We start from the raw sequence: 20,667 nt of genomic DNA on the forward strand, positions 1-20,667 counted from the left end.
GAATATGGTTATGTATCCTTTAAAAATAATACTTAAACAATAATACGAAAATATTCTGAATACAATAAAAAAATCATTTACAGCAACTTTTTTATCATTATATATAAAAAAACCATTTACTGAAATAAAAATATTTGTTTACAGCATAAAACGGGTAATAAAAAAACTCAAAGAATCTGTTCGATTACTTTGAGTTTATTATCCTGCAGATTTATTTTCGCAAGGAAGCCTCATGTAAAGCTGATAATTCTCTTTCGAGTTCTTCTAATAAAGCTTTTCCCTCTGAACCATCCACAAGTCCCAGACGGACAGCAAAATCTATTTCACGGGACAAGCCGAACATTTGAGTATCGAGAACCTCTTCATAAAGAGGGCATTGAGGCATAGTAAGATTGTCCATTTGTACTTTAATTAGCTTCAGAATCTTGTCAGCATCTGCTTTTAACAAAGCATAGGCTTTTTCTTGATGATTAACAAGCATTTCAGATGCCATAATAAATCCCCCCGCTCAAAAAGCGATTAAATCTTATCTATAAATTTTACCCTTACTTTCAGGAAAAAGCAAGGAACTTATAAGTTTACAAGGGCTCCGTTTACTGGAGGAGTCACTCATGATTCCTGCCTCTTATTTGCCTGAAAGTAACTCAGCGTCATATCAAAAGGGCACTGCAGGGATTTTCAACTTCAAACTGGTGCACGTTTCATTTATTCAATTGTGACAATTTCATGATTTTTGCTTATACTTATACTTGAAACAGCCAAGAAAGGAATTGATTGAAATGGAATCCATCGTTTTTATTAACGGGAAAGTAAAATATCAGATTACCCTTGATCCCGGCGTCTGGATCTTTGATGACCGAAAGATTGAGATAGATACATATTTTTCAGAGGAAAAAACAGAGCGCAGCAGCGATGAAGAATATACGGCATCTGCTGCAAGGCATTGGCAAAAGGAAATACAGGAAGGGGCCACTCTCCCCCCAACTTTAAAAACAGAAAGAAAATTTGAGAAACAAAGACTTTTATCAGGCACATTTATAATTCCCTTTCAGCCATTCCTAAAAAATGCTGAACCTGATGAAAACGCTTCCGGAGTTACTGTAACAGCAGGCGGCAAAGAACATCATTTCACCATGCAAGAAGCCAGTAATTTCCTGCTTGGTTTCTCCGTGGACGGCAAACCCATCAAAGATGGCGGGCCATTATATATTTACTTCGGCGATGGCACCAACCGGGACCAGCCAATAAAAGATGTTGTCTCATTTACTGTGAAATAAATTTAATTTTTTTACACTCTTAACAGTTCTATCACTGCAATCAATGCAGGATATAACTTTTAGGCAAACGGCGGCAAAGAAACCTTTCTTTGCCGCTTGCATTAAATATTTTAATAATATACAGCTAAAGCAGTGTCGCAGCCAATTGGGCAAGTCCTGACCTCTCTCCTTTGATCAATTTCACATGCCCCGATATTTTTTGATCTTTAAATTTCTCAACCACATATGCAAGCCCATTATTATATTCATCCAGATATGGATGGTCAATCTGCTCGGGGTCTCCCATCAGTACAATTTTACTGCGGTCCCCTACCCTGGTAAGGATTGTTTTCACTTCATGCTTGGTTAAATTCTGGGCTTCATCAATAATAATGAATTGGTCCGGAATGCTTCGCCCCCTGATATATGTCAGCGCCTCTACCTCTATTGAACTCATCCCCGCAAGGATTGCGTCCAGTTCCCCAGGCTTTTTAGTGTTGAACAAATACTCCAGATTATCAAAAATCGGCTGCATCCAGGGTCTCAGCTTTTCTTCTTTTTCACCCGGCAGGTAACCGATATCCTTTCCTACAGGCACTATCGGACGGGCAACAAGCAGCTTTTTATAGTGCCCCAGGTCTTCCGTTTGCATAAGCCCGGCTGCAAGTGCCATGAGTGTCTTTCCAGTTCCTGCTTTTCCAATCAGCGTCACCAAAGGCAAGTCAGACCGCAGCAAGACCTCCATAGCCATTATTTGCTGTACATTCCTTGGTTTTATTCCCCACACATGCTCGCTGTCAAAGATCAGCTTTTTCACTTTTTTTGCCGTCCAGTCCATAATGCCAACTGCGGAAGATGATCCTCCGAGTTCATCCTTCAGCAATATGAATTGGTTTGGATAGAAGGTTTGATTTGAGTATTTGGCGATTTCCAGGTTACCTTGGACATAGAATGCATTCAATGCTTCAAGTGAAAGAAATAACTCCTGAAATCCGCTGTAAATATGATCCATCTCCACAACACGGTCGTTTAAAAAATCTTGGGCATGCAGCCCAATTGCATCTGCTTTTACCCGGACCAGTGTATCTTTGCTGACTAATATGACAGTTTTTCCGTTTTCCTTGCTTTCCTCTTCAAGCGATAAATTTTTGGCAACTGCCAGAATCCTGTTATCATTTGTTTTTTCTATGAAAATTTCCTGAAGTTCATGAAAAGAACGGTGGTTTAATTCAATTCTAATAGTACCCCCATTGTGCAGAGGCACACTTTTATGAAGTTTTCCTTTTTCGCGGAAGCCATCAATTAATTTTGATACCTGCCGCGCATTTCTTCCTATTTCATCCATATATCTTTTTTTCGAATCCAGTTCTTCAAGAACAACTGCCGGGATGACTACCTCGTTATCTTCAAATAAAAAAATGGAATAGGGATCCTGCAGCAAGACATTGGTATCTAAAACATATATTTTGTCCAATAATGAAGCCTCCCGCCTAATCAATTTCAGATGTCTCAATTTTCATCCTGTTCACAGGTGTATGCAAAGGACGAGACTATTGATAAAATATATGTCGGTTCCGGGCAAGATAGAAGAAGAATTGCAGGGTATACGGAAACAGGACTCTTTTTGCCGAGTCTCCATTCAAAATGATGGCTGCAGCAAAAGGTGCAGGACTGCATGAAAAGCAGCAGAAAGCGGGCATCAACTAACTTCAGCCGGGCCTTCCGGGCAGATGAATATTGGGATATCCAAATATTCATCTGCTGATAAACATGTTATACTTAAGGTGGATGTCCATAAATATTCATCACTTATTTTTAATTAAAAACAGCCTAGCAAATCAGCGTTATTACTGCCAGGGAAAGAGGAATAATATATGAAAGTACAATGTGTAATCTGCGACAAAATTGAATCAATACCTGATTACTCCCCAGAAGCAAAGAAATTACGGAACCGCCCTATACATACTTATATGTGTGAAGAATGCCATTCACGAATAGAAGAAAGAACACAGAAGCGCATTGAGACAGGGAACTTCCGGCTGTACCGCTCTGTTACTCCCGAAGATGAATGGTAAAGTCGTGAAGTATGGCATTATGGCCGGCCTTGTTTCCGGCTTTTTTCTTGGATTTTTAATGAAAGCAATCGAAAATGCCACCAATGAAAATATATATCGGCTTCTTCTCGATACGAAGTTCATTCCTGTAATCGGAAAAATCCAGTGGAGCGAAATGACCCAATTCCTATTCCATCTCCTTCTGTCTGCCGTACTTGGCATGCTTTATTTTTTTATTTTAAACCAATGGAAAATCTGCTCATTACAAGGAAAGTGTGTAATTTCTCTTCTTATAATCATTCCTTTAATTTTTGCATATTTCCCTATATCATCGCTTTCTTCCCTTCCCAAACCTCAGACTAATAATTTGACAGCATTCGGTTTATGGGCAATCTCCCACCTTTTATATGCATGCTTATTGCCTATGCTGGCATCTTTTAAACAGAATAACTAAAAACCCATACAGAAGAGGCCTGTACGGGTTTTTAGTTATTCATCATTATAATTTTTGTATTTATCAGGCTCTGCCTCAATTTGTTCAAGCAATGAATCAATTAATTCAACTGGAAACCGGTGCCGTTTTTTTTCACCGCCTGCTAACACATCGACAAAATAAAACGGTCCGTTTTTCTCCAGATTACTGACTGATGCATCGCAATCTTCCTTCAGCCTGGCTTCAAAAAATACCTTTGTTTCTTGAGCAGCCATGTCATCTGGTCTTGCGTCGCAAACCACTTTGATGGTCAGCCAATTATAAAGAGCATCCTGCAGGGACTGCATGATTAAGCCTGCTCTCGCTTATTATGATTACGAAGCCGGAACCTGTATATGCCTAGAACAAGGGCCGCTATTACAAGGCCCTCACCCATTGGCAGAAAAACGCCCAAGAAGGAGAGAAGTGTACATCCAAGAGCCATTACCGCATAAATGACAACATTTTTTAACAGCGGCAGCTTTTTTGCAAAACCCAGCTGATATACGATTATACAAAGGGCTAAAATCGTCAGATACAAAAACCACATTCCTGTTTCAGGAAATTCGTCAACTCTGTACAATGCAGCAAAAAACGATAAATGCTCATGGACACCCATGCTTCTTCCTCCCTAAACGTACGTATTAGTTGGCTTCAGCCATTTTTTTCTTTTTGGCAAACTTTTCGCGTTCGTTCTTATCCAGGATTTTTTTGCGAAGGCGGATTGATTCTGGAGTTACTTCGCAATATTCATCGTCATTCAGATATTCAAGTGATTCTTCCAGTGACATGATTCTAGGTTTTTTCATAGAAGTTGTCTGATCTTTATTGGCAGAACGCATATTAGTCATTTGTTTTGCCTTTACGATATTAACAGTCAAGTCACTCTCACGGTTATGTTCGCCGACAATCATTCCTTCATAAATGTCTGTGCCTGGCTCAATAAAGATTACGCCGCGGTCCTCAACCTGCATGGTTCCATATTGAGTTGTTTTCCCTGTTTCCATAGAAACAAGAACACCCTGCCTTCTTCCGCCAACCTGACCAGCTTGCATAGGCTGGTAGCTATCAAATGTATGGTTCATGATTCCGTAGCCTCTTGTGATTGTAAGGAACTCTGTTGAGTAACCGATTAGTCCGCGAGCAGGTACGTTAAAGATAAGGCGGACCTGGCCGCTGCCATTATTGATCATATCAAGCAATTCACCTTTACGGGCGCCGATAGACTCCATGATGGATCCAGTATGCTCTTCAGGAACGTCAATTTGAACACGTTCAACCGGTTCACAGCGTACACCGTCAATAACACGGACAATTACTTCAGGTTTAGATACTTGAAGCTCGTAGCCTTCACGTCTCATGTTTTCAATAAGGATGGAAAGGTGAAGCTCTCCGCGTCCAGAAACAATCCATACATCAGGTGAATCTGTGTTTTCAACACGCAAGCTTACATCCGTCTGCAATTGAACCTTTAATCTTTCCTCGATTTTGCGGGCCGTTACAAATTTACCTTCCCGTCCTGCAAATGGGCTATTGTTAACAAGGAAAGTCATTTGAAGGGTTGGTTCATCGATACGAAGAACAGGCAGTGCTTCCTGATGTTCAACAGGAGTGACAGTTTCACCGACATTAATGTCTTCCATTCCTGAAACTGCAATCAAGTCGCCTGCAAATGCTTCTTCAATCTCAACCTTTTTCAAACCGCTGAAACCGAAAATTTTGGTAACACGGAATTGTTTCACGCTGCCATCAAGTTTCATAAGAGCAACCTGCTGTCCTACATGCATTTTTCCGCGGAAAACACGGCCAACACCGATACGGCCAACATAGTCATTGTAATCAAGAAGCGCAACCTGGAATTGAAGCGGCTCATCGCTGTTATCCACTGGAGCAGGAATATTTGCGATAATTGCTTTAAATAGTGAAGACATATCCTCTTCCTGTTTTGATGGATCAGGATCCGGGCTTGCAGTACCTTGGATGGCTGAAGCATAGATAACCGGGAATTCAAGCTGTTCTTCTTCTGCACCTAATTCAATGAAAAGATCTAATACCTCATCAATTACTTCTTCAGGACGTGCAGAGTCTTTATCAATTTTATTTACTACAACAATTGGAGTAAGCTTTTGTTCAAGAGCTTTCTTAAGAACAAAACGAGTCTGGGGCATGCAGCCTTCATAGGCATCGACAACTAAAAGAACGCCGTCTACCATTTTCATGATACGTTCCACTTCTCCGCCAAAGTCAGCATGTCCTGGAGTATCCAGGATATTGATTCTTGTATCTTTATATTGAACAGCTGTATTTTTCGCAAGAATGGTGATTCCCCGTTCTCTTTCAAGATCGTTGGAATCCATAGCGCGTTCTTCTACATGTTCATTCGCACGAAAAGTACCTGATTGCTTCAAAAGTTCGTCAACCAAAGTTGTTTTACCATGGTCAACGTGGGCAATAATTGCTATATTTCGAATATCATTACGAGATTTCAAAAAATTCACTCCTAATAGTGGTTAGTTTAAATGTTATTATCGTACCATTAACTTACATATTATATCACAAACATAGTAGAAACCAAGCACGAAATTTTGTACAATGTAATTAATATCAGATTTACTACACTAATGAGGTGAGAAAATGAATATAAAATGGAATTTCCTTCTGTTAGCTCTTCTGGCTGTCGCAAGCATCAGCTGGATAGGCATTTCTATTGCAGAACAAAGCATTGCAGGGGTAATCATCAGTATTTTGGCCCTGTTTATTATAATGGGCTATGGATTTTCATTAAAAAGGAAAATGCGGCAAAAAGGAAAATTATAAAGAGCTGCAGTCGATCTATATTAATTTAACCGTTTTTCTAAAAAAAACATGTAAGCGCTTTGCGTTCCCAGAGTATATAGTTCTAACTTCCTCATTGCCAAAGGCTGCCGTTATAAACGGCAGCCTTTGGTGTTTTATTATCGGTCCTCTGAATTACAGGTTTGAAAGATATTTCTCAGATATCAGCTGATGCAGGCCGGGTTTCGAAACAAAAAGCGAATTACCCTTTAAGTAATCAAGCTTTTCCCCAGTCATTGTGGTTACTTCTCCGCCAACTTCTTCTATTAAGATGGCCCCGCCTGCAAAGTCCCAGGGTGCAAGTCTCATCGACATATAGGCATCAAGCCTCCCGGCAGCTACAAATGCCATTTCCAGTGCGGCTGACCCGTAAGAACGGGTCCCCCGGACATCCCTTACAAGCGGTGCCAAAATAGATGGATCAATTTTTTTATTTTCAGTCACCCAGGTAGCATTTAAAGACAAAATGGCTTCATTAACTGGAACAGCTTTTAGCGGAGGAAGCTTCACGTCATTCATGAATGCTCCTTCCCCTCTGATAGTATGATAAAGTTCATCATGGACAACATCATATACAAGCCCTATCTTGCCATTTCCATTTTCAAGGATTCCGATGGAAATGGCAAAATTCCTTTGCTGATGCACAAAGTTCATTGTGCCGTCAATCGGATCGATTACCCAGACAATACCTGTAAGATCGCTTACATCACTGCACATTCCCTCTTCACCGAGTATTTGGTGGCCGGGAAAAGTTTCTGTGATTTTTTCCAGAAAAAATTGTTCGGTTTCTTTATCCATATTTGTCACTAAGTCATTCGGATTCGATTTGGTAGAAATATTTAATTTGTGTTCAAAAGAGGATTTTATGCGTTCTCCAGCTTCTTTTATCCAGGTTTTTGCATATGTATCAATTTCTTTTAAGTTTGCCATTATTTAAGCCTCCGCCTGATTTGATTAACAAGCCATATACGTTTATCTTTTAGAATTATTCCGCTTTTATCCCGTGTTATTTCTGGGATTAATCGAGCGCCTCTGCATCAAATGCTACCTAAAGATTATAGGAAAGGCCATTGGTCTTCAAGTTTTTCTTCCAAGCATCTTGAAAAAACACCTTAGTTAAGAATATAAAAGACGGACACATCCAGAATATAATCAGAGTGTCCGCCATCTAATGAAATTTTTCATCAATACATCTTTTCATCTTAAGATAATTTTCTCCTTCATTTGGCGGGCGTTGAGGTTTTAGGTTAAAGGGCTTTGAGCCTTAACAGTTCAAGACGGATTCTCTCAAGTTTTTGTTTGCACTGGCTTTTCTTTTGTTCATTTTCTTCGCCAATCGCTTCAAACAGTGTAGCTAATTCATAATCCATTTCCATTCTTAAAACAGCTGTTCTATGTTTTTCAACTTCCTTGGCTTTTAAGGATTGATTCATTACTTGTTTCATGATTGTCGTACTCCCTTCAATAATTGACTAAATTTTCTGATATATTTTTATTTTATAGTATGATTTCTTCAGCAGAATCGCAACAAAATTGTGCTCTTTACCTTCATGGAAATTCTTTCCCTTAAAGGATTCTATACTTTTTCTTTTCTCCCTCTCTATGCTACAATATGCAACAGATGAAATAAGCAGGAGGATCATTATGAATATATCTGGATTTACTGCAGCTGATTATAATGTATTTAAAATAGATGGACTGGATCCAAGAATGGAAGCACTAAAGAATCGGATACAGCCAAAGCTTCGCCAATTGGGCGACTATTTTTCGAAAGAGCTGACTGAACTGACAGGAGATGAAATGTTTCCCCATGTTGCGAAGCATATGAGGAGAACCATTAACCCCCCAACCGACACCTGGGTTGCTATTTCACGAAACAGCCGGGGCTACAAAATGACGCCTCACTTTCAGATTGGATTGTGGGGAACACATATGTTTGTATGGTTTGCCGTCATTTACGAAGCTCCTGATAAGGCACAATACGGATTGACACTTGAGAATAATGCCGAAACGATCAAAGATTCCATTCCCGGACACTTTGTATGGTCCATTGATCACACAAAGCCGGATGTAATCCCTCATTCCAGCCTCTCCCTTGATGATATGACATCCATGTTTCAAAGGCTGCAGACTGTTAAGAAGGCTGAAATCCTGTGCGGCATCCAAATTTCACGAGAAGAGGCCGTTTCACTTTCAGATGAGTCATTTATTAAACGTATTCAAGAGTCATTTGAAGTTTTAATACCCTTATATAAATTATATTAAACAATAAACTATTACCCAATAACTATAAAAACAGCTAAAAAGGGGCCGGCTTAAAGCCCCCCCTGATTAACTGCTCATTGCCTTACCCCAGTCGTTTTCGCTGCAGAAATGAGAGTGCTGATTTCTTTATATTCCTCCCTTTCCAGGCAATCAATTATTTTGCTGCCAACGATTACACCATCACAGTATTTTGACAGCTCCTTTACTTGTTCAGCACTTGAAATGCCAAATCCCGCCAGAACAGGCACCCCGCTTGCTTTTTTCACTTTTTCGAGATAAGGGCCTGCTTCCAAACCGAAATCATTGCGCACTCCTGTTGTCCCCTTTACGGTAACCGCATAAAGGAAGCCCTCAGCCCTTTCTGCTATTTTCTTAATTCGCTGTTCAGTGCTCGTAAGCGTAACAAGTCTAATCAGCACTATGCCCGCTTCCTTTAAATGGCCCGATATAATCTCTTCTTCTTCAATCGGCAAATCTGGAACTATGCAGCCATCCACTCCAGCTGATTTGCAGTCATTTACAAAACGTTTTGCACCATAAACAAGAATGGAATTCATATAAGCCATCAGAATAACCGGTATTCGGATTTCTCCCTGGATTTCTTTCAATTTGTCCAGAATTTTTTTTAATGTGGTCCCCTCCTGTAAAGCTCGGATACCAGCCCGCTGGATAACTGGCCCATCTGCTACTGGATCTGAAAAAGGTATCCCTAATTCGACTGCGTCAGCACCTTCTGCTTCAAAAAACTGCAAATGGGATTTCAGCTTTTCCAACCCCCCGTCCCCTGCCATAATATAAGGGATAAATGCTTTTTCTCCTTTTTGCTGCACGGCCATCATAGATTTTGCAACACGATTATTATTCATTTTCTTTTCCCCCTAAAGCGGCATGGATTTGTTCTACATCTTTGTCTCCTCTTCCTGATAAACAAACCACTATACCTTCATCCTTCTTCATGGTGGACGCAAGCTGAAGGGCATGAGAGATGGCATGGGCACTTTCCAAGGCTGGAATGATCCCTTCTTTTTTAGAAAGAATCATGAAAGCTTCAAGTGCTTCCTCGTCTGTAACAGATGTATATGAAACCCTGTCTATATCTTTTAAATAACAATGCTCCGGTCCTACACCTGGATAATCCAAGCCTGCTGATATGGAGTGTGCTTCCTGAATTTGTCCATCTTCATTTTGCAGAACATACATCAATGAACCATGAAGCACACCCTTTGTTCCTTTAGTAAGTGATGCAGCATGAAGGCCAGAATCCAGTCCGTTCCCGGCAGCTTCAACTCCTATCAGCTTCACATCGGCATCCTCTATAAAAGGGTAAAACATCCCCATTGAATTGCTGCCCCCTCCGATGCAGGCGACAATTGCATCCGGAAGCCTTCCTTCCTGGCTAAGATATTGTGTCTTAGTTTCATTGCCGATTACACTTTGAAAATCCCTTACTATAACCGGGAAAGGATGAGGACCAAGCACAGAACCCATTATGTAATGGGTGTCTTCAACATTTGCTACCCAATATCTTAATGCTTCATTGACCGCATCTTTCAGTGTGGCGCTTCCTCCATCAACAGGAATAACTTTTGCTCCAAGGAGCTCCATCCGGAATACATTCAGTTTTTGCCTTTTAACATCTTCTCTCCCCATAAAAATGATGCATTCAAGATCAAGCAAGGCACAAACAGTCGCTGTTGCCACCCCATGCTGCCCGGCGCCAGTCTCGGCAACCATCTTCTTCTTGCCCATTTTAAGGGCAAGAAGCGCCTGTCCGATTGTATTATTAATTTTGTGTGCACCTGTATGATTTAAATCTTCACGCTTCAGATATATTTTTGCGCCCCCTGCCAGTTCAGTCAGGTTTTTTGCAAAATAAAGCGGATTTTCCCTGCCGATGTATTGCTTAAGATAATAATTCAATTCTCTTTGAAATTCCGCGTCCCTTTTTGCTTCTTCATAAACCTCTTCCAGTTCCTTTACTGCTGCCATTAATGTCTCAGGCACAAAACGACCGCCGAATGCTCCATAATGTCCATTGTTGTCAGGCTGTATATATGTTTTCATTTAAAAATCCCCTCTCCGCTAGCCTTTTTTGCGTTTCTAATAAATGTCTTGATTTTCCCGATATCCTTAACTCCGTCTGTTTCGACACCGCTAGATACATCCACAGCATAAGGCCGTACTGTCTTTATGGCTTCTTCAACATTCTCCGGTGTCAGCCCCCCTGCCAGGAAGAGTTCACTTAAAGGAAAATCACTTCCGGTTAATCTCTTCCAGTCCAGAGTTCCCTTAGCTGCTGATTTGGGGCGGTCCAGCAAAAAGCGATTCGCAGGGTAACCGCTGATTCCGCTGAAATGATAATTAGAGTTCAGTGGTATTGCCTTTATTACCGGAAGAGGAAGAGAACCTGCAAACTCTGCGGTTTCGTCTCCGTGGAGCTGAACATAATCAAGTCCAGCTAAATAGTATGTCTCTACTATTTCTTCGTAAGGCTGATTCATGAAAACCCCGACTTTTTTAACTCTGCCATCAATTTTCGAAATAATCCTTCCTGCATCCAGCGGGGAAATATGGCGCTTCCCTTCTGCAAAAATGAAACCAAGATAATCTGCGCCTGCCGACACTGCAGCCTCGGCAGCTTCCAATGTTCTAATTCCGCAAATCTTGACTTTCATCACTATCACTCCTTCAGAAATTGACTTGGAAGCTGCTCAGTATATTTTTTAAATCGCCCGATTTCATCAGCGTTTCTCCTACAAGTATTCCTCTTGCTCCTGCTTCCTTGACTCTTTTCACATCATCTTCTGACCTTATCCCGCTTTCGGAGATGATGAATTTGCCCGAAGAACTTAGCTCCTTCGCGAGTTTTTCTGTTATCCCCAAATCCACTTGAAAGGTTTTTAGATTCCGATTGTTGATTCCGATTAACTCAGGATCAATGAGCATGGCTCTTTCCAGTTCTTCCTCATCATGAACTTCTGTCAGCACTTCCAGATTTTTAGATTTTGCATATAGATATAATTCCCTTAATCTATCAATTGGAAGGGCGGCGGCAATCAGAAGGATTAGATTGGCTCCCGCAGCCTTTGCCCTGTCAATCTGAATTTCATCAATAATGAAATCCTTGCATAGTACAGGCACTTGAACAGCCGCTCTAACATTTTTCAGGTCTTCAATCGACCCTTTAAAAAAGGTTGTATCTGTTAGCACTGAAATTGCAGAAGCCCCGTATTTTTCATATTTTTTTGCCTGTTCTGCCGGATTTGCATCACTCTTAATATCCCCCTTTGATGGAGATGCCCTTTTAATTTCTGCGATTATTGAGACTGTTTTAGAGGATTGCAGCCTTTTAATTAAAGACTTGTTTTCTGGCTTTTCATCTATCTGATAAATGATGCCGGATTGCTTTAATAATGCAACTTCAATCTTTTTTTGCTCGATGATTTTCAATAAAATATTTTCCATTTATATGACCGCCTTATTTTTCTGACTGTAGGAAATAAGCATTTGCAGCTTCTCAAGCGCCGCGCCGCTTCGTATGCTTTCTCTTGCCATCTGAATTCCCCCGGCAATTGAATTTGCTCTCCCATTTGCATATATGCCTATCCCTGCGTTCAGCAAGACTGTATCGAGACATGGCCCCTTTACACCGCGCAGAACGCTCAGCAGGATTTCGCTATTCTCCTTTGAGCCGCCGCCCCGGATAGCTTCATTGGAATATACCGGCAGGCCGACCTCTTCAGGATGAACGGTAAAGGATGTCATTCTTCCATTTTCAAGTAAAACCAGGCTGTTCTCTCCTTGGAGGCTGGCTTCATCCATATTTCCTGCTCCTGTAAGCACCACCGCTCTTTTTCTTCCCAGTTTATTCAGAACAGATGCCATAAGTCCAAGCAGATCCTTTCGGTAAACACCCAGAAGCTGTGAATCGAGATTGACTGGATTGGTTAGCGGGCCAATGATATTAAAGACCGTGGAAACCTTAAGCTCTCTTCTTATTTTCATTATCCTCCTTGTTTTTGGCTGTATAGAGGGAGCAAACAAAAAGGTAATGCCCGCTTCCTCCAATAGCTCCTCTATTTGGCAAATTCCCAGTTCCAGGTTTACTCCGAGCTCTTCCAGTACATCTGCACTTCCCGTTTTGCTTGAAACACTGCGGTTTCCGTGTTTGGCAATCTTAATTCCGGCACCAGCGAGTACAAAAGCAGATGCAGTGCTGATATTGAAGCTTTGTGACCCGTCCCCTCCTGTACCGCAATTATCCATAATATTTTCTTGAGAGGTTTTAATTGTGACTGCATGCTGCCTGAGAACCTTCACAAGGCTTGCAATTTCCCCGGCAGTTTCACCCTTCGATTTCAATGCGATTAAAAAAGCAGCAATTTCGCTTTCGCTGATTTCATCCGAAAAAAGCGATTGGGCAGCCAGCATCATTTCTTCCTCATTCAGCGGATGTTGGCTTGATAGCTTTTCAAGATACTGTTTCAAAGTGATTCTCCTCCCTTGCTTGCATGATGAATTTATGGAGCATGCTTTTACCCGTTTTTGTGCCTATAGATTCAGGGTGGAACTGGAGCCCGAATACCGGAAAATCCACATGTCTGATCGCCATGATTTCACCATCATCAGCAGCATTGGCTGTCACAGTTAATTCTGCAGGCATACATTTTTCATCAATCACCAAAGAGTGATATCTCATGACTGAAACATTCGTATCCTGCTGTTCAAACAAGTCAGTGCCGTCATGTTTAATGAAGGATGCTTTTCCATGAACGATTCTTTTTGCTTCTACAATCCTAGCACCAAATGCCGCACCAATCGCCTGATGGCCTAGGCAAATTCCTAAAATCGGTATTTTTTTATGAAAGTGCTGTATTAACTCAATGCAGATACCCGCATTTTCCGGCCGGCCGGGCCCTGGAGAAATCACGATGGCCTGCGGTTTTAGCGCTTCAATTTCATTCAGTGTTATGCAATCATTTCTTCTCACAAGAATATCAGGCTCGAATTCACCTAAATATTGAAATAGATTAAAAGTAAAAGAGTCATAATTATCAATCAATAAAATCATGAACTGTACACCTCCATTAAAGCTTTTGCTTTATTTTTCGTTTCCTCATATTCCTTTTCCGGGTCTGAATCATATACAATACCTGCACCCGCCTGTATAAATGCCCGGTTATCCTTCACTACCATCGTCCTGATGGCAAGGGCCATATCCAAATTTCCGCCGAATCCGATATAGCCGATTGAACCCGCGTATACCCCTCTTTTACGGTTTTCAAAAGTATTGATAAGCTGCATGGCCCTAATCTTCGGCGCTCCGGATACCGTTCCAGCCGGCAGACAGGCTATCAATGCCTTAAGGCTGCTTGTGCCTTCCTTTAATTGCCCCTTAACCTTTGAAGCAATATGCATCACATGCTGAAATCTTTCAATGGTCATCTCAGAAGCAAGTGACACAGAACCTATCTTGCTGACCTTTCCCACATCATTTCTGGCAAGATCAACCAGCATCCTGTGCTCCGCGAGTTCTTTTTCGTCATTCAGCAGCTCAATTTCAAGCTCCAGATCCTCTTTCTCTGTTTTCCCTCTTGGCCTTGTTCCGGCTATGGGATTGGCAGTCAATTCATTTCCTCTCACGCTGATCAGGCTTTCAGGAGAAGATCCCAATAATGTGTAATCTCTGAACTCGATATAAAACATATATGGAGATGGATTAGAAAGCCTCAAGCGCCGGTATGCCCTGAACGGGTTTCCATGAAACCCTGATTCGAAGCGCTGAGAAAGAACAACCTGAAAAACCTCTCCAGCCACAATCGCCTCTTTGGCCATATTGACCATATTTGTAAATTGTTCTTTTGAATAGTTAGATTCAAAGTTCAGATCTTTCAAGGGTTCATCATCCATTTTTGGTAGAGGCCTATTAAGCACTTCTTTCATCTCCCTGAACCTGCCCATGCTATCTTCATCCCGTGTTACTAAATGGATGACTTGAAGGATGTGATCAAATATATACATTTCATCGTATATAAGAAAATGGGCATCTGGCATTTTAAGGTCATCCAAAGGCTGAGCTCCAATATCTTCATATTGGCGAATTGCGTCATATCCTAAATATCCAACGGCCCCTCCCGTAAAGGGGAGCTCCGGAACAGCTTTCGATTCCATTTCTTCCGCCATATGTTTTTCCAGAAAGTCAATCATGGTTTCTCTTCTCAAATCCTGATGCTGTTTTCTTTGATCAGAAATTCGTAGTTCCTCTCCAAACGATGCTGCCTCGCAATATGGATTGCAGCCGATATAAGAATACCTGCCATGGTCATGATGCGCCTGCGAACTTTCCAGCAGAAATTTATTATCCCCTTCCAGTTTTTGAAAAATCGAGACAGGTGTATGGATATCTCCGTCAACTGTTTCTATCTTAAAAGGATTTTTTTTTGTGGAATAATTAGTTTTCATTTTCTCCCGCCTTTTCTACTTTCAAATAATCTTAGTAATTGGAAATGCTAATCTAAAATGAAACAAAAAAAGTCCTCTGCAAACACAAAATAGTGTTTGCAGAGGACGATTAATTACCGCGGTGCCACCTCAGTTTGGAAAGCTATAAAGCCTTCCCTCTTTTCAGGTACAGGAAAAATTCCGATACCCTATCCTTTTAACGGCGGAAACCGGGTTCCTCTACTTTCATTTTCAAGGAACCTCTCATAAGCCCATTCATTTTGCCATATCACACCGGGTCTCACCATAACCGGCTCTCTGTTGTGCATCTGACAGAATTACTCCTCTTATTCAGCGATTTATCTATTATACATATTTCAGGTGCGTTAATTTTGCTGATTTCTTTCTTATGTTCTTTGATTGCGGCTGCCGTGTATCCCCCATGCCCTTTTGCCGCAAAATGCAAGCCGCTTCGGTCATATCCAGGTCGAACATCAACAATGAGCTTCAAAAAACCTGTTTTAAAAAAACGCAAAAAGGGCCCTCATCCAAAAGGACGAGGAACCCGTGGTACCACCTTTAATTAGCTAAAAAAGCTCACTTTACAGCATCATAATTAAATGCCTGTCTCGGGTAACGATGAGACGGTCCGCCAAAGCCTACTACCGCTGCCGGTTTCAGTTTGGAGCTCAGAAGCCCATTCGCTTAACCATTCACACCGGTTTGCACCAGCCACCGGCTCTCTTCAGTGAATGAAGTAAGGTACTCTTCTTCTTCAACGCTTGCATCTAGTTTTCTTGTTTCTAATAATATAACTAACCGCACCGGTTTGTCAATAGTTTTTCAAAAAATATTACGCCTTAATGGATATGTAGCCGTCTGATGTCATTTCTTTCGCTTTTTTTATGACCAGATATGCTGAATATCCGCTGTTTTCCTGAAATTCATCTGTAATTCTTTTTTCATCTGCCTTACCTGGTACGATTTGTTTGAATCTGCGGTAGGAGCTCATAAACTGTTCTTTTTGTACTTTACCTTCGTAGGCTTTTTCCACAAATTCAAAAAATTTAACTACATCAATAATTTCCTCAGTACTCCAGCCGCTGTCCATCGGATATGAGTAATTCATGCTGTCACCTGCTATTCTTTATTTTTAACCACTTATAAACCTGCCCGCTGATTGCTGCTATCGCATTAGACTTTAATCAAAGAAAAAGCCTAGTTAATATGCGTAAGACCGTTTCAGCTGCCGAACCAATTGTACGCTTCTGCTTGTTCTTTAAAATTTTATCAGTTTCTTTCACCGTCTGCCTCATTTTTAATCATTTGTGGCAGATTTAAAGCCATGTACCTGTCAAGCCTAAAACTCAGCTGATTTTTTATTATCTTGCCCATTTCCTTCTTATTTCTTCCGATTCTAATATCATTCTTTCAATAAGTTCTGCGGAAGATGGAATATCGCGGATAAGCCCCATCACCTGTCCAGCCCATGCATATCCATCTTCTTTTTGGCCTTCATAAATGAAACGGCGATTCGCTTCACCGCTGATATAGTTTTTCAGCTCCTCATATCCTCCATTCTCCTTCTCAATGCCGAGGATCTTTTCTGTCCAGGTATTTGAAAGAACTCTTCCTGGAGCACCCAGGGACCTTTTAATGACCACTGTGTCATATTCGCTGCCGTGAACCAGGGCATTTTTATAGGCATCATGGGCATGGACGCACTCTTTAGTCGCAATAAACCTGGTGCCCATTTCTATGCCCTCCGCTCCGAGTGAAAGTGCCGCCATCAGTCCCCTTCCATCACCAATGCCGCCTGATGCGATAACAGGAATAGAAACGGCATCAACAACCTTTGGAATAAGCACAGCAAAACCAATATCATCCCTTCCAAGATGGCCTCCGCCTTCCTGGCCTACTGCCATGACAGCATCGGCGCCAGATTCTTCAGCTTTAACTGCCTGTCTTCTTGATGCTACAAGAACGAGCTTCTTGACACCAGTGCCCTTCAAATGGCTCAGGAAAGGGGCAGGATTTCCCCCAGTGACTGAAATAGCAGGAACTCCTTCACTTAACGCTGCTTCCAGGAAGTGCTCATAGCTTCTGCCGTGCTGTCCAATGGCAAAATTCACACCAAAAGGGCTTAAAGTCTTAGATTTTGTTTTGCGGATTTCTTCCCTGAGCTCTTCTGGCGACTCAAGGGACATAGCTGTTACCTGCCCTAACCCTCCAGCATTTGAAACTGCTGAAGCAAGTTCAGAATAAGCCAGATGTGCAAGGCCTCCCTGCACGATCGGGTATTTTATGCCAAGAATCTCCGTCACTCTAGTTTTCCAGTTCATTCCGCTCCCCCTTTATCCTTATTCCACTTAATGCATCATATAAAATCAGTTTATAGAATTTAATCCAGAAACTCTAGAGAAAAATACCTCTCGCATAAATATTCATATTTCGGTTATATAAAACCCACGTTGCTCAAAAAAAAGAATCGCTAGGCAAAGTTCTTTATCCATGCTATAATTCTTCTTGTTTTACGCGAAAATTTCTTATAAAGAGGTGTCATAAAGAATTGTCACAGTATGAAACACCCTTATTTACAGGCCTGATTAATCATGCAAAAAAAAATCCAATTCAATTTCACATTCCAGGCCATAAAAAAGGACAGGGAATTGACCCAGAATTCCGCAATTTCATCGGAGAAAATGCCTTGTCCATCGACTTAATCAATATTGCACCTTTAGACGATCTGCACCAGCCTAAAGGAATTATAAAACAAGCACAAGATCTTGCTGCAGAAGCTTTCGGAGCAGATCATACGTTCTTTTCCGTTCAAGGAACAAGCGGTGCCATCATGACAATGGTCATGGCTGTCTGCGGACCTGGGGACAAAATCATCGTTCCCCGGAACGTTCATAAGTCTGTAATGTCTGCTATTGTATTTTCTGGCGCTGTTCCGATCTTCATCCATCCTGAAATTGATAAAGAGCTTGGCATTTCGCATGGAATTACAACCGAATCGGTAGAGAAGGCTCTTGAGCAAAATCCTGATGCAAAAGGCCTTCTTGTCATTAATCCGACGTATTTCGGGGTTTCTGCTGACTTAAAGAAGATTGTTGAAATTGCCCATTCCTACAGTGTGCCAGTATTAGTGGATGAGGCACATGGCGTTCATATCCATTTCCATGAAGGATTGCCGATGTCTGCCATGCAGGCAGGAGCCGATATGGCAGCTACCAGTGTTCATAAACTAGGCGGCTCCCTGACTCAAAGTTCTGTTTTGAATGTAAAAGAGGGGCTGGTTTCATCCAATCATGTACAATCTATTTTAAGCATGCTTACAACAACCTCTACATCCTACATCCTGCTGGCATCATTGGATGTTGCCCGGAAACGCCTTGCAACAGAAGGCAGGGAGTTAATTGACAAAGCCATCAAACTTGCAGACCATATCCGTTATGAAGTAAATACAATCCCGAAACTGACTTGTATCGGCAGAGAAATACTCGGAAGCAAGGCTACCTTTGACTATGACCCTACAAAGCTGATCATATCTGTGAAAGAGTTGGGCATATCAGGTTATGATGTAGAAAAATGGCTTCGCGAGAAACATAATATCGAGGTGGAATTGTCGGATTTATACAATATCCTTTGCCTTGTCACAACAGGCGACACAGAAACCGAAGCCGAAATTTTAATAAGCGCCCTTAGGGATTTGGCTGAGGAATTCAATCATTATCAAGGAGAGAACCAGGAAATTTCGGAAGTTATGCTTCCTGACATCCCTTTGCTCGCCCTTACTCCAAGAGATGCATTTTATGCATCAACTGAGGTAGTTCCAATTGAAGAATCCGCAGGCAGAATAATCGCGGAATTCATCATGGTGTATCCGCCGGGAATACCTATTTTCATTCCTGGAGAAATAATTACCGAAGAAAATATTGCCTATATAAAGAAAAATATTGAAGTGGGCCTGCCTGTCCAAGGTCCTGAGGACAGTGAACTAAAAAACCTCCGGGTCATTAAAGAACGTAAAGCAATCATTTAAATAGCTGTTTTCTTAAACTTTGCTGATATGGAACAAGGCGGCTCATTTCAGTTCCAGATGCTTGCTTTTCGCAGGATTAGCGGAAGTCCCGCAATCAAAGACAACACTATTTAAGTAAAGGCCTATCAATAAAAGCAAATCCCTTGCTGCACCAAAGAAAGCCGCCCAACCCGGGCGGCTTTCTTTGGTTTGCTTGCTTACTCCATCTCTTTTTCTATATCATACTGGCAGGTACCGCAATGTGAATACAAAACACTGACCTTTTCATCTTCATAATGCTCAATTGTATTGTTGCAGGTTTGGCAAATGATTGTTCCCATATTTACAGTCTCCCTTCAAATTATCTAACAATTGAAAGCGTTTTACTCTTCTATTTCTCTATAATAATATAACACATTTAAAATATCAAGCTTAATTGTATGTCACATTTAATTTTTTTAGTGATTATTTTTATTTATTCTGCATATCATGAATAGGCTTGTTTTATGACAATCTCTTCTATATCTCACTAGCAAAAAGATGTAAAATGATAACGCATACATTAAAATCATCAGCCCTATCGAACATCCTGCCCATTTCCCATCTGGACACATGACACCGATCACCAAAGTGCAGAAAACAAAACCCCTTTTCCTCTGACTTGTCCCTGAATTAAATTTTGAAGACAGAAAGGAGAATGTATCATGCCTGAAAGTGCATTTATCAAACTTGTGCCGCAATCAAACAGACAGAGTATCACCTTAGAGGAAGTGAAAGACCTTTTCCGCTGTTATATATCCCTTAGCGAAAAAACAGGAAAACAAATAGAATGGGAATATCAGAACTCTGCATTTCCTTATAAAATGGAGGTGGTCGATCAATCACAAGAAAAATGGATCAGGTTTATTTCAAATCAGGACCGCTATAAAGGAATGCTGGCAGGAATCAATACTGAAAAGATAGAAGATCAAACAGGAACAGAAAGAATTCAATCTTATATTCAAATTAAACTAGTACCTGCCTCCACTTACGGAGATAAAGGCAAAGCCAATGAATACTGCAGGTTTATTGCTAAAAAACTTAATGCCGAACTTCACCTTTTCAATAAAAGAATTATGTATTTTTATCCGCGCAAATAAGTAATGCAAAGCTTGCTTCATAACCGCTTAATTTCCATAATAAAAAACCGTCTCAATAATTGTGTATTGAAACGGTTTTTTTCTTTAGGTTCTTTTCTTAAAGATTATTGTTTTTTAATATGTTCTGTAAAGCGATCACATTGTTAAACCGGGTTGATTGGAGTGTAAGGTGCGAGACTCC

Annotated in this window: 23 protein-coding genes and 2 other annotated features; of the genes, 6 read left to right on the forward strand and 17 right to left on the reverse strand. The window is 41.0% G+C overall.

The features are described 5' to 3' along the window. Positions 1-211: 211 nt before the first annotated feature. The gene (locus BIV59_RS18010) at positions 212-493 is read right to left on the reverse strand and encodes an Fpa/YlaN family protein (protein ID WP_071352842.1); all 282 of its coding nucleotides are present in this window, start codon (positions 491-493) and stop codon (positions 212-214) included. Positions 494-779: 286 nt separating this feature from the next. Between BIV59_RS18010 and BIV59_RS18015 the strand changes: the two genes are divergently transcribed. Further along, positions 780-1,277, forward strand: coding sequence for a hypothetical protein (locus BIV59_RS18015; protein WP_071352843.1), 498 nt, complete (start codon positions 780-782; stop codon positions 1,275-1,277). 124 nt (positions 1,278-1,401) lie between these two features. Here BIV59_RS18015 and BIV59_RS18020 read toward each other — a convergent pair whose 3' ends face one another. Next, positions 1,402-2,730 carry a PhoH family protein gene (locus tag BIV59_RS18020; RefSeq protein ID WP_071352844.1) on the reverse strand — a complete coding sequence of 443 codons (1,329 nt, stop codon included), beginning with the start codon at positions 2,728-2,730 and terminating at the stop codon, positions 1,402-1,404. A gap of 400 nt (positions 2,731-3,130) precedes the next feature. Here BIV59_RS18020 and BIV59_RS18025 point away from each other — a divergent pair, with 400 nt between their 5' ends. Next, complete coding sequence (locus BIV59_RS18025) at positions 3,131-3,331, forward strand: YlaI family protein (protein WP_071352845.1); 201 nt, start codon at positions 3,131-3,133, stop codon at positions 3,329-3,331. Positions 3,332-3,799: 468 nt separating this feature from the next. Here BIV59_RS18025 and BIV59_RS18035 read toward each other — a convergent pair whose 3' ends face one another. The 3 genes from BIV59_RS18035 to typA are packed head-to-tail and all read right to left on the reverse strand — an operon-like array spanning position 3,800 to position 6,271. Then, positions 3,800-4,090 (reverse strand): hypothetical protein, encoded by a 291-nt coding sequence (locus BIV59_RS18035; protein WP_071352847.1) that lies wholly within the window; start codon positions 4,088-4,090, stop codon positions 3,800-3,802. A 2-nt stretch (positions 4,091-4,092) separates the two neighbouring features. Further along, positions 4,093-4,401 carry a YlaH-like family protein gene (locus BIV59_RS18040; protein WP_071352848.1) on the reverse strand — a complete coding sequence of 103 codons (309 nt, stop codon included), beginning with the start codon at positions 4,399-4,401 and terminating at the stop codon, positions 4,093-4,095. 25 nt (positions 4,402-4,426) lie between these two features. After that, on the reverse strand, positions 4,427-6,271 hold the full coding sequence (typA, locus tag BIV59_RS18045; protein WP_071352849.1) for a translational GTPase TypA: 1,845 nt from the start codon (positions 6,269-6,271) through the stop codon (positions 4,427-4,429). Positions 6,272-6,416: 145 nt separating this feature from the next. Here typA and BIV59_RS18050 point away from each other — a divergent pair, with 145 nt between their 5' ends. Further along, complete coding sequence (locus BIV59_RS18050; protein ID WP_071352850.1) at positions 6,417-6,599, forward strand: YlaF family protein; 183 nt, start codon at positions 6,417-6,419, stop codon at positions 6,597-6,599. Positions 6,600-6,752: 153 nt separating this feature from the next. Here the strand turns inward: BIV59_RS18050 and BIV59_RS18055 are convergent, their stop codons facing one another. Both BIV59_RS18055 and BIV59_RS18060 read right to left on the reverse strand, forming a co-directional pair. Then, complete coding sequence (locus tag BIV59_RS18055) at positions 6,753-7,547, reverse strand: inositol monophosphatase family protein (RefSeq protein WP_071352851.1); 795 nt, start codon at positions 7,545-7,547, stop codon at positions 6,753-6,755. Positions 7,548-7,864: 317 nt separating this feature from the next. Continuing rightward, positions 7,865-8,062 carry a hypothetical protein gene (locus BIV59_RS18060; protein WP_071352852.1) on the reverse strand — a complete coding sequence of 66 codons (198 nt, stop codon included), beginning with the start codon at positions 8,060-8,062 and terminating at the stop codon, positions 7,865-7,867. 199 nt (positions 8,063-8,261) lie between these two features. Here BIV59_RS18060 and BIV59_RS18065 point away from each other — a divergent pair, with 199 nt between their 5' ends. Further along, complete coding sequence (locus BIV59_RS18065) at positions 8,262-8,882, forward strand: YktB family protein (protein WP_071352853.1); 621 nt, start codon at positions 8,262-8,264, stop codon at positions 8,880-8,882. A 74-nt stretch (positions 8,883-8,956) separates the two neighbouring features. Here the strand turns inward: BIV59_RS18065 and trpA are convergent, their stop codons facing one another. The 9 genes from trpA to BIV59_RS18115 all read right to left on the reverse strand — a co-directional run bounded on the left by trpA (position 8,957) and on the right by BIV59_RS18115 (position 17,665). Then, the gene (gene trpA, locus BIV59_RS18070; RefSeq protein ID WP_071352854.1) at positions 8,957-9,748 is read right to left on the reverse strand and encodes a tryptophan synthase subunit alpha; all 792 of its coding nucleotides are present in this window, start codon (positions 9,746-9,748) and stop codon (positions 8,957-8,959) included. After that, positions 9,741-10,946, reverse strand: a complete 1,206-nt coding sequence (gene trpB, locus BIV59_RS18075; RefSeq protein ID WP_071352855.1) for a tryptophan synthase subunit beta — start codon at positions 10,944-10,946, stop codon at positions 9,741-9,743. Before trpB ends, trpA begins: the two co-directional genes overlap by 8 nt. Then, positions 10,943-11,557: a phosphoribosylanthranilate isomerase gene (locus BIV59_RS18080; protein ID WP_071352856.1), complete on the reverse strand. Its 615-nt coding sequence runs from the start codon at positions 11,555-11,557 to the stop codon at positions 10,943-10,945. Before BIV59_RS18080 ends, trpB begins: the two co-directional genes overlap by 4 nt. Positions 11,558-11,570: 13 nt before the next feature. After that, complete coding sequence (gene trpC / locus BIV59_RS18085; RefSeq protein WP_071352857.1) at positions 11,571-12,347, reverse strand: indole-3-glycerol phosphate synthase TrpC; 777 nt, start codon at positions 12,345-12,347, stop codon at positions 11,571-11,573. Further along, entirely contained in the window at positions 12,348-13,370 is a 1,023-nt protein-coding gene (gene trpD, locus BIV59_RS18090; RefSeq protein ID WP_071352858.1) for an anthranilate phosphoribosyltransferase, read from the reverse strand. Then, complete coding sequence (locus BIV59_RS18095) at positions 13,354-13,953, reverse strand: anthranilate synthase component II (RefSeq protein ID WP_071352859.1); 600 nt, start codon at positions 13,951-13,953, stop codon at positions 13,354-13,356. The genes trpD and BIV59_RS18095 overlap by 17 nt, the downstream gene beginning before the upstream one ends. Next, positions 13,950-15,344: an anthranilate synthase component I gene (trpE, locus tag BIV59_RS18100; RefSeq protein WP_071352860.1), complete on the reverse strand. Its 1,395-nt coding sequence runs from the start codon at positions 15,342-15,344 to the stop codon at positions 13,950-13,952. Before trpE ends, BIV59_RS18095 begins: the two co-directional genes overlap by 4 nt. A gap of 98 nt (positions 15,345-15,442) precedes the next feature. Further along, positions 15,443-15,687 (reverse strand) — a binding site (T-box leader). Between the two features lie 185 nt (positions 15,688-15,872). Then, positions 15,873-16,111: a binding site (T-box leader), on the reverse strand. A 65-nt stretch (positions 16,112-16,176) separates the two neighbouring features. Continuing rightward, on the reverse strand, positions 16,177-16,452 hold the full coding sequence (locus BIV59_RS18110; RefSeq protein ID WP_071352862.1) for a UPF0223 family protein: 276 nt from the start codon (positions 16,450-16,452) through the stop codon (positions 16,177-16,179). A 253-nt stretch (positions 16,453-16,705) separates the two neighbouring features. After that, a complete protein-coding gene (locus BIV59_RS18115; RefSeq protein WP_071352863.1) occupies positions 16,706-17,665 on the reverse strand; it encodes an NAD(P)H-dependent flavin oxidoreductase in 960 nt (319 codons plus the stop codon). A gap of 227 nt (positions 17,666-17,892) precedes the next feature. On the opposite strand from BIV59_RS18115, the gene BIV59_RS18120 reads away from it, so the two are divergent. After that, complete coding sequence (locus BIV59_RS18120; protein WP_071352864.1) at positions 17,893-19,368, forward strand: aminotransferase class I/II-fold pyridoxal phosphate-dependent enzyme; 1,476 nt, start codon at positions 17,893-17,895, stop codon at positions 19,366-19,368. 197 nt (positions 19,369-19,565) lie between these two features. Here BIV59_RS18120 and BIV59_RS22975 read toward each other — a convergent pair whose 3' ends face one another. Continuing rightward, complete coding sequence (locus tag BIV59_RS22975; RefSeq protein ID WP_083392247.1) at positions 19,566-19,688, reverse strand: GapA-binding peptide SR1P; 123 nt, start codon at positions 19,686-19,688, stop codon at positions 19,566-19,568. A gap of 363 nt (positions 19,689-20,051) precedes the next feature. Here BIV59_RS22975 and BIV59_RS18125 point away from each other — a divergent pair, with 363 nt between their 5' ends. After that, the gene (locus BIV59_RS18125) at positions 20,052-20,486 is read left to right on the forward strand and encodes a DUF1885 family protein (RefSeq protein ID WP_170846190.1); all 435 of its coding nucleotides are present in this window, start codon (positions 20,052-20,054) and stop codon (positions 20,484-20,486) included. Positions 20,487-20,667 lie beyond the last annotated feature (181 nt).

The sequence above is a fragment of the Bacillus sp. MUM 13 genome (assembly GCF_001866725.1).
Classification (GTDB): Bacteria; Bacillota; Bacilli; order Bacillales; family DSM-1321; genus Peribacillus.

Coding starts and splice junctions, on each gene's coding strand:
- BIV59_RS18110 (WP_071352862.1), bottom strand. CDS start 16,452: ATGAATTACTCATATCCGATGGACAGCGGCTGGAGTACTGAGGAAATT.
- BIV59_RS18050 (WP_071352850.1), top strand. CDS start 6,417: ATGAATATAAAATGGAATTTCCTTCTGTTAGCTCTTCTGGCTGTCGCA.
- BIV59_RS18060 (WP_071352852.1), bottom strand. CDS start 8,062: ATGAAACAAGTAATGAATCAATCCTTAAAAGCCAAGGAAGTTGAAAAA.
- BIV59_RS18095 (WP_071352859.1), bottom strand. CDS start 13,953: ATGATTTTATTGATTGATAATTATGACTCTTTTACTTTTAATCTATTT.
- BIV59_RS18065 (WP_071352853.1), top strand. CDS start 8,262: ATGAATATATCTGGATTTACTGCAGCTGATTATAATGTATTTAAAATA.
- BIV59_RS22975 (WP_083392247.1), bottom strand. CDS start 19,688: ATGGGAACAATCATTTGCCAAACCTGCAACAATACAATTGAGCATTAT.
- BIV59_RS18015 (WP_071352843.1), top strand. CDS start 780: ATGGAATCCATCGTTTTTATTAACGGGAAAGTAAAATATCAGATTACC.
- trpA (WP_071352854.1), bottom strand. CDS start 9,748: ATGAATAATAATCGTGTTGCAAAATCTATGATGGCCGTGCAGCAAAAA.
- trpC (WP_071352857.1), bottom strand. CDS start 12,347: ATGGAAAATATTTTATTGAAAATCATCGAGCAAAAAAAGATTGAAGTT.
- trpB (WP_071352855.1), bottom strand. CDS start 10,946: ATGAAAACATATATACAGCCTGACAACAATGGACATTATGGAGCATTC.
- BIV59_RS18055 (WP_071352851.1), bottom strand. CDS start 7,547: ATGGCAAACTTAAAAGAAATTGATACATATGCAAAAACCTGGATAAAA.
- BIV59_RS18080 (WP_071352856.1), bottom strand. CDS start 11,557: ATGAAAGTCAAGATTTGCGGAATTAGAACATTGGAAGCTGCCGAGGCT.
- BIV59_RS18010 (WP_071352842.1), bottom strand. CDS start 493: ATGGCATCTGAAATGCTTGTTAATCATCAAGAAAAAGCCTATGCTTTG.
- BIV59_RS18125 (WP_170846190.1), top strand. CDS start 20,052: ATGCCTGAAAGTGCATTTATCAAACTTGTGCCGCAATCAAACAGACAG.
- BIV59_RS18040 (WP_071352848.1), bottom strand. CDS start 4,401: ATGGGTGTCCATGAGCATTTATCGTTTTTTGCTGCATTGTACAGAGTT.
- BIV59_RS18025 (WP_071352845.1), top strand. CDS start 3,131: ATGAAAGTACAATGTGTAATCTGCGACAAAATTGAATCAATACCTGAT.
- trpE (WP_071352860.1), bottom strand. CDS start 15,344: ATGAAAACTAATTATTCCACAAAAAAAAATCCTTTTAAGATAGAAACA.
- BIV59_RS18035 (WP_071352847.1), bottom strand. CDS start 4,090: ATGCAGTCCCTGCAGGATGCTCTTTATAATTGGCTGACCATCAAAGTG.
- BIV59_RS18115 (WP_071352863.1), bottom strand. CDS start 17,665: ATGAACTGGAAAACTAGAGTGACGGAGATTCTTGGCATAAAATACCCG.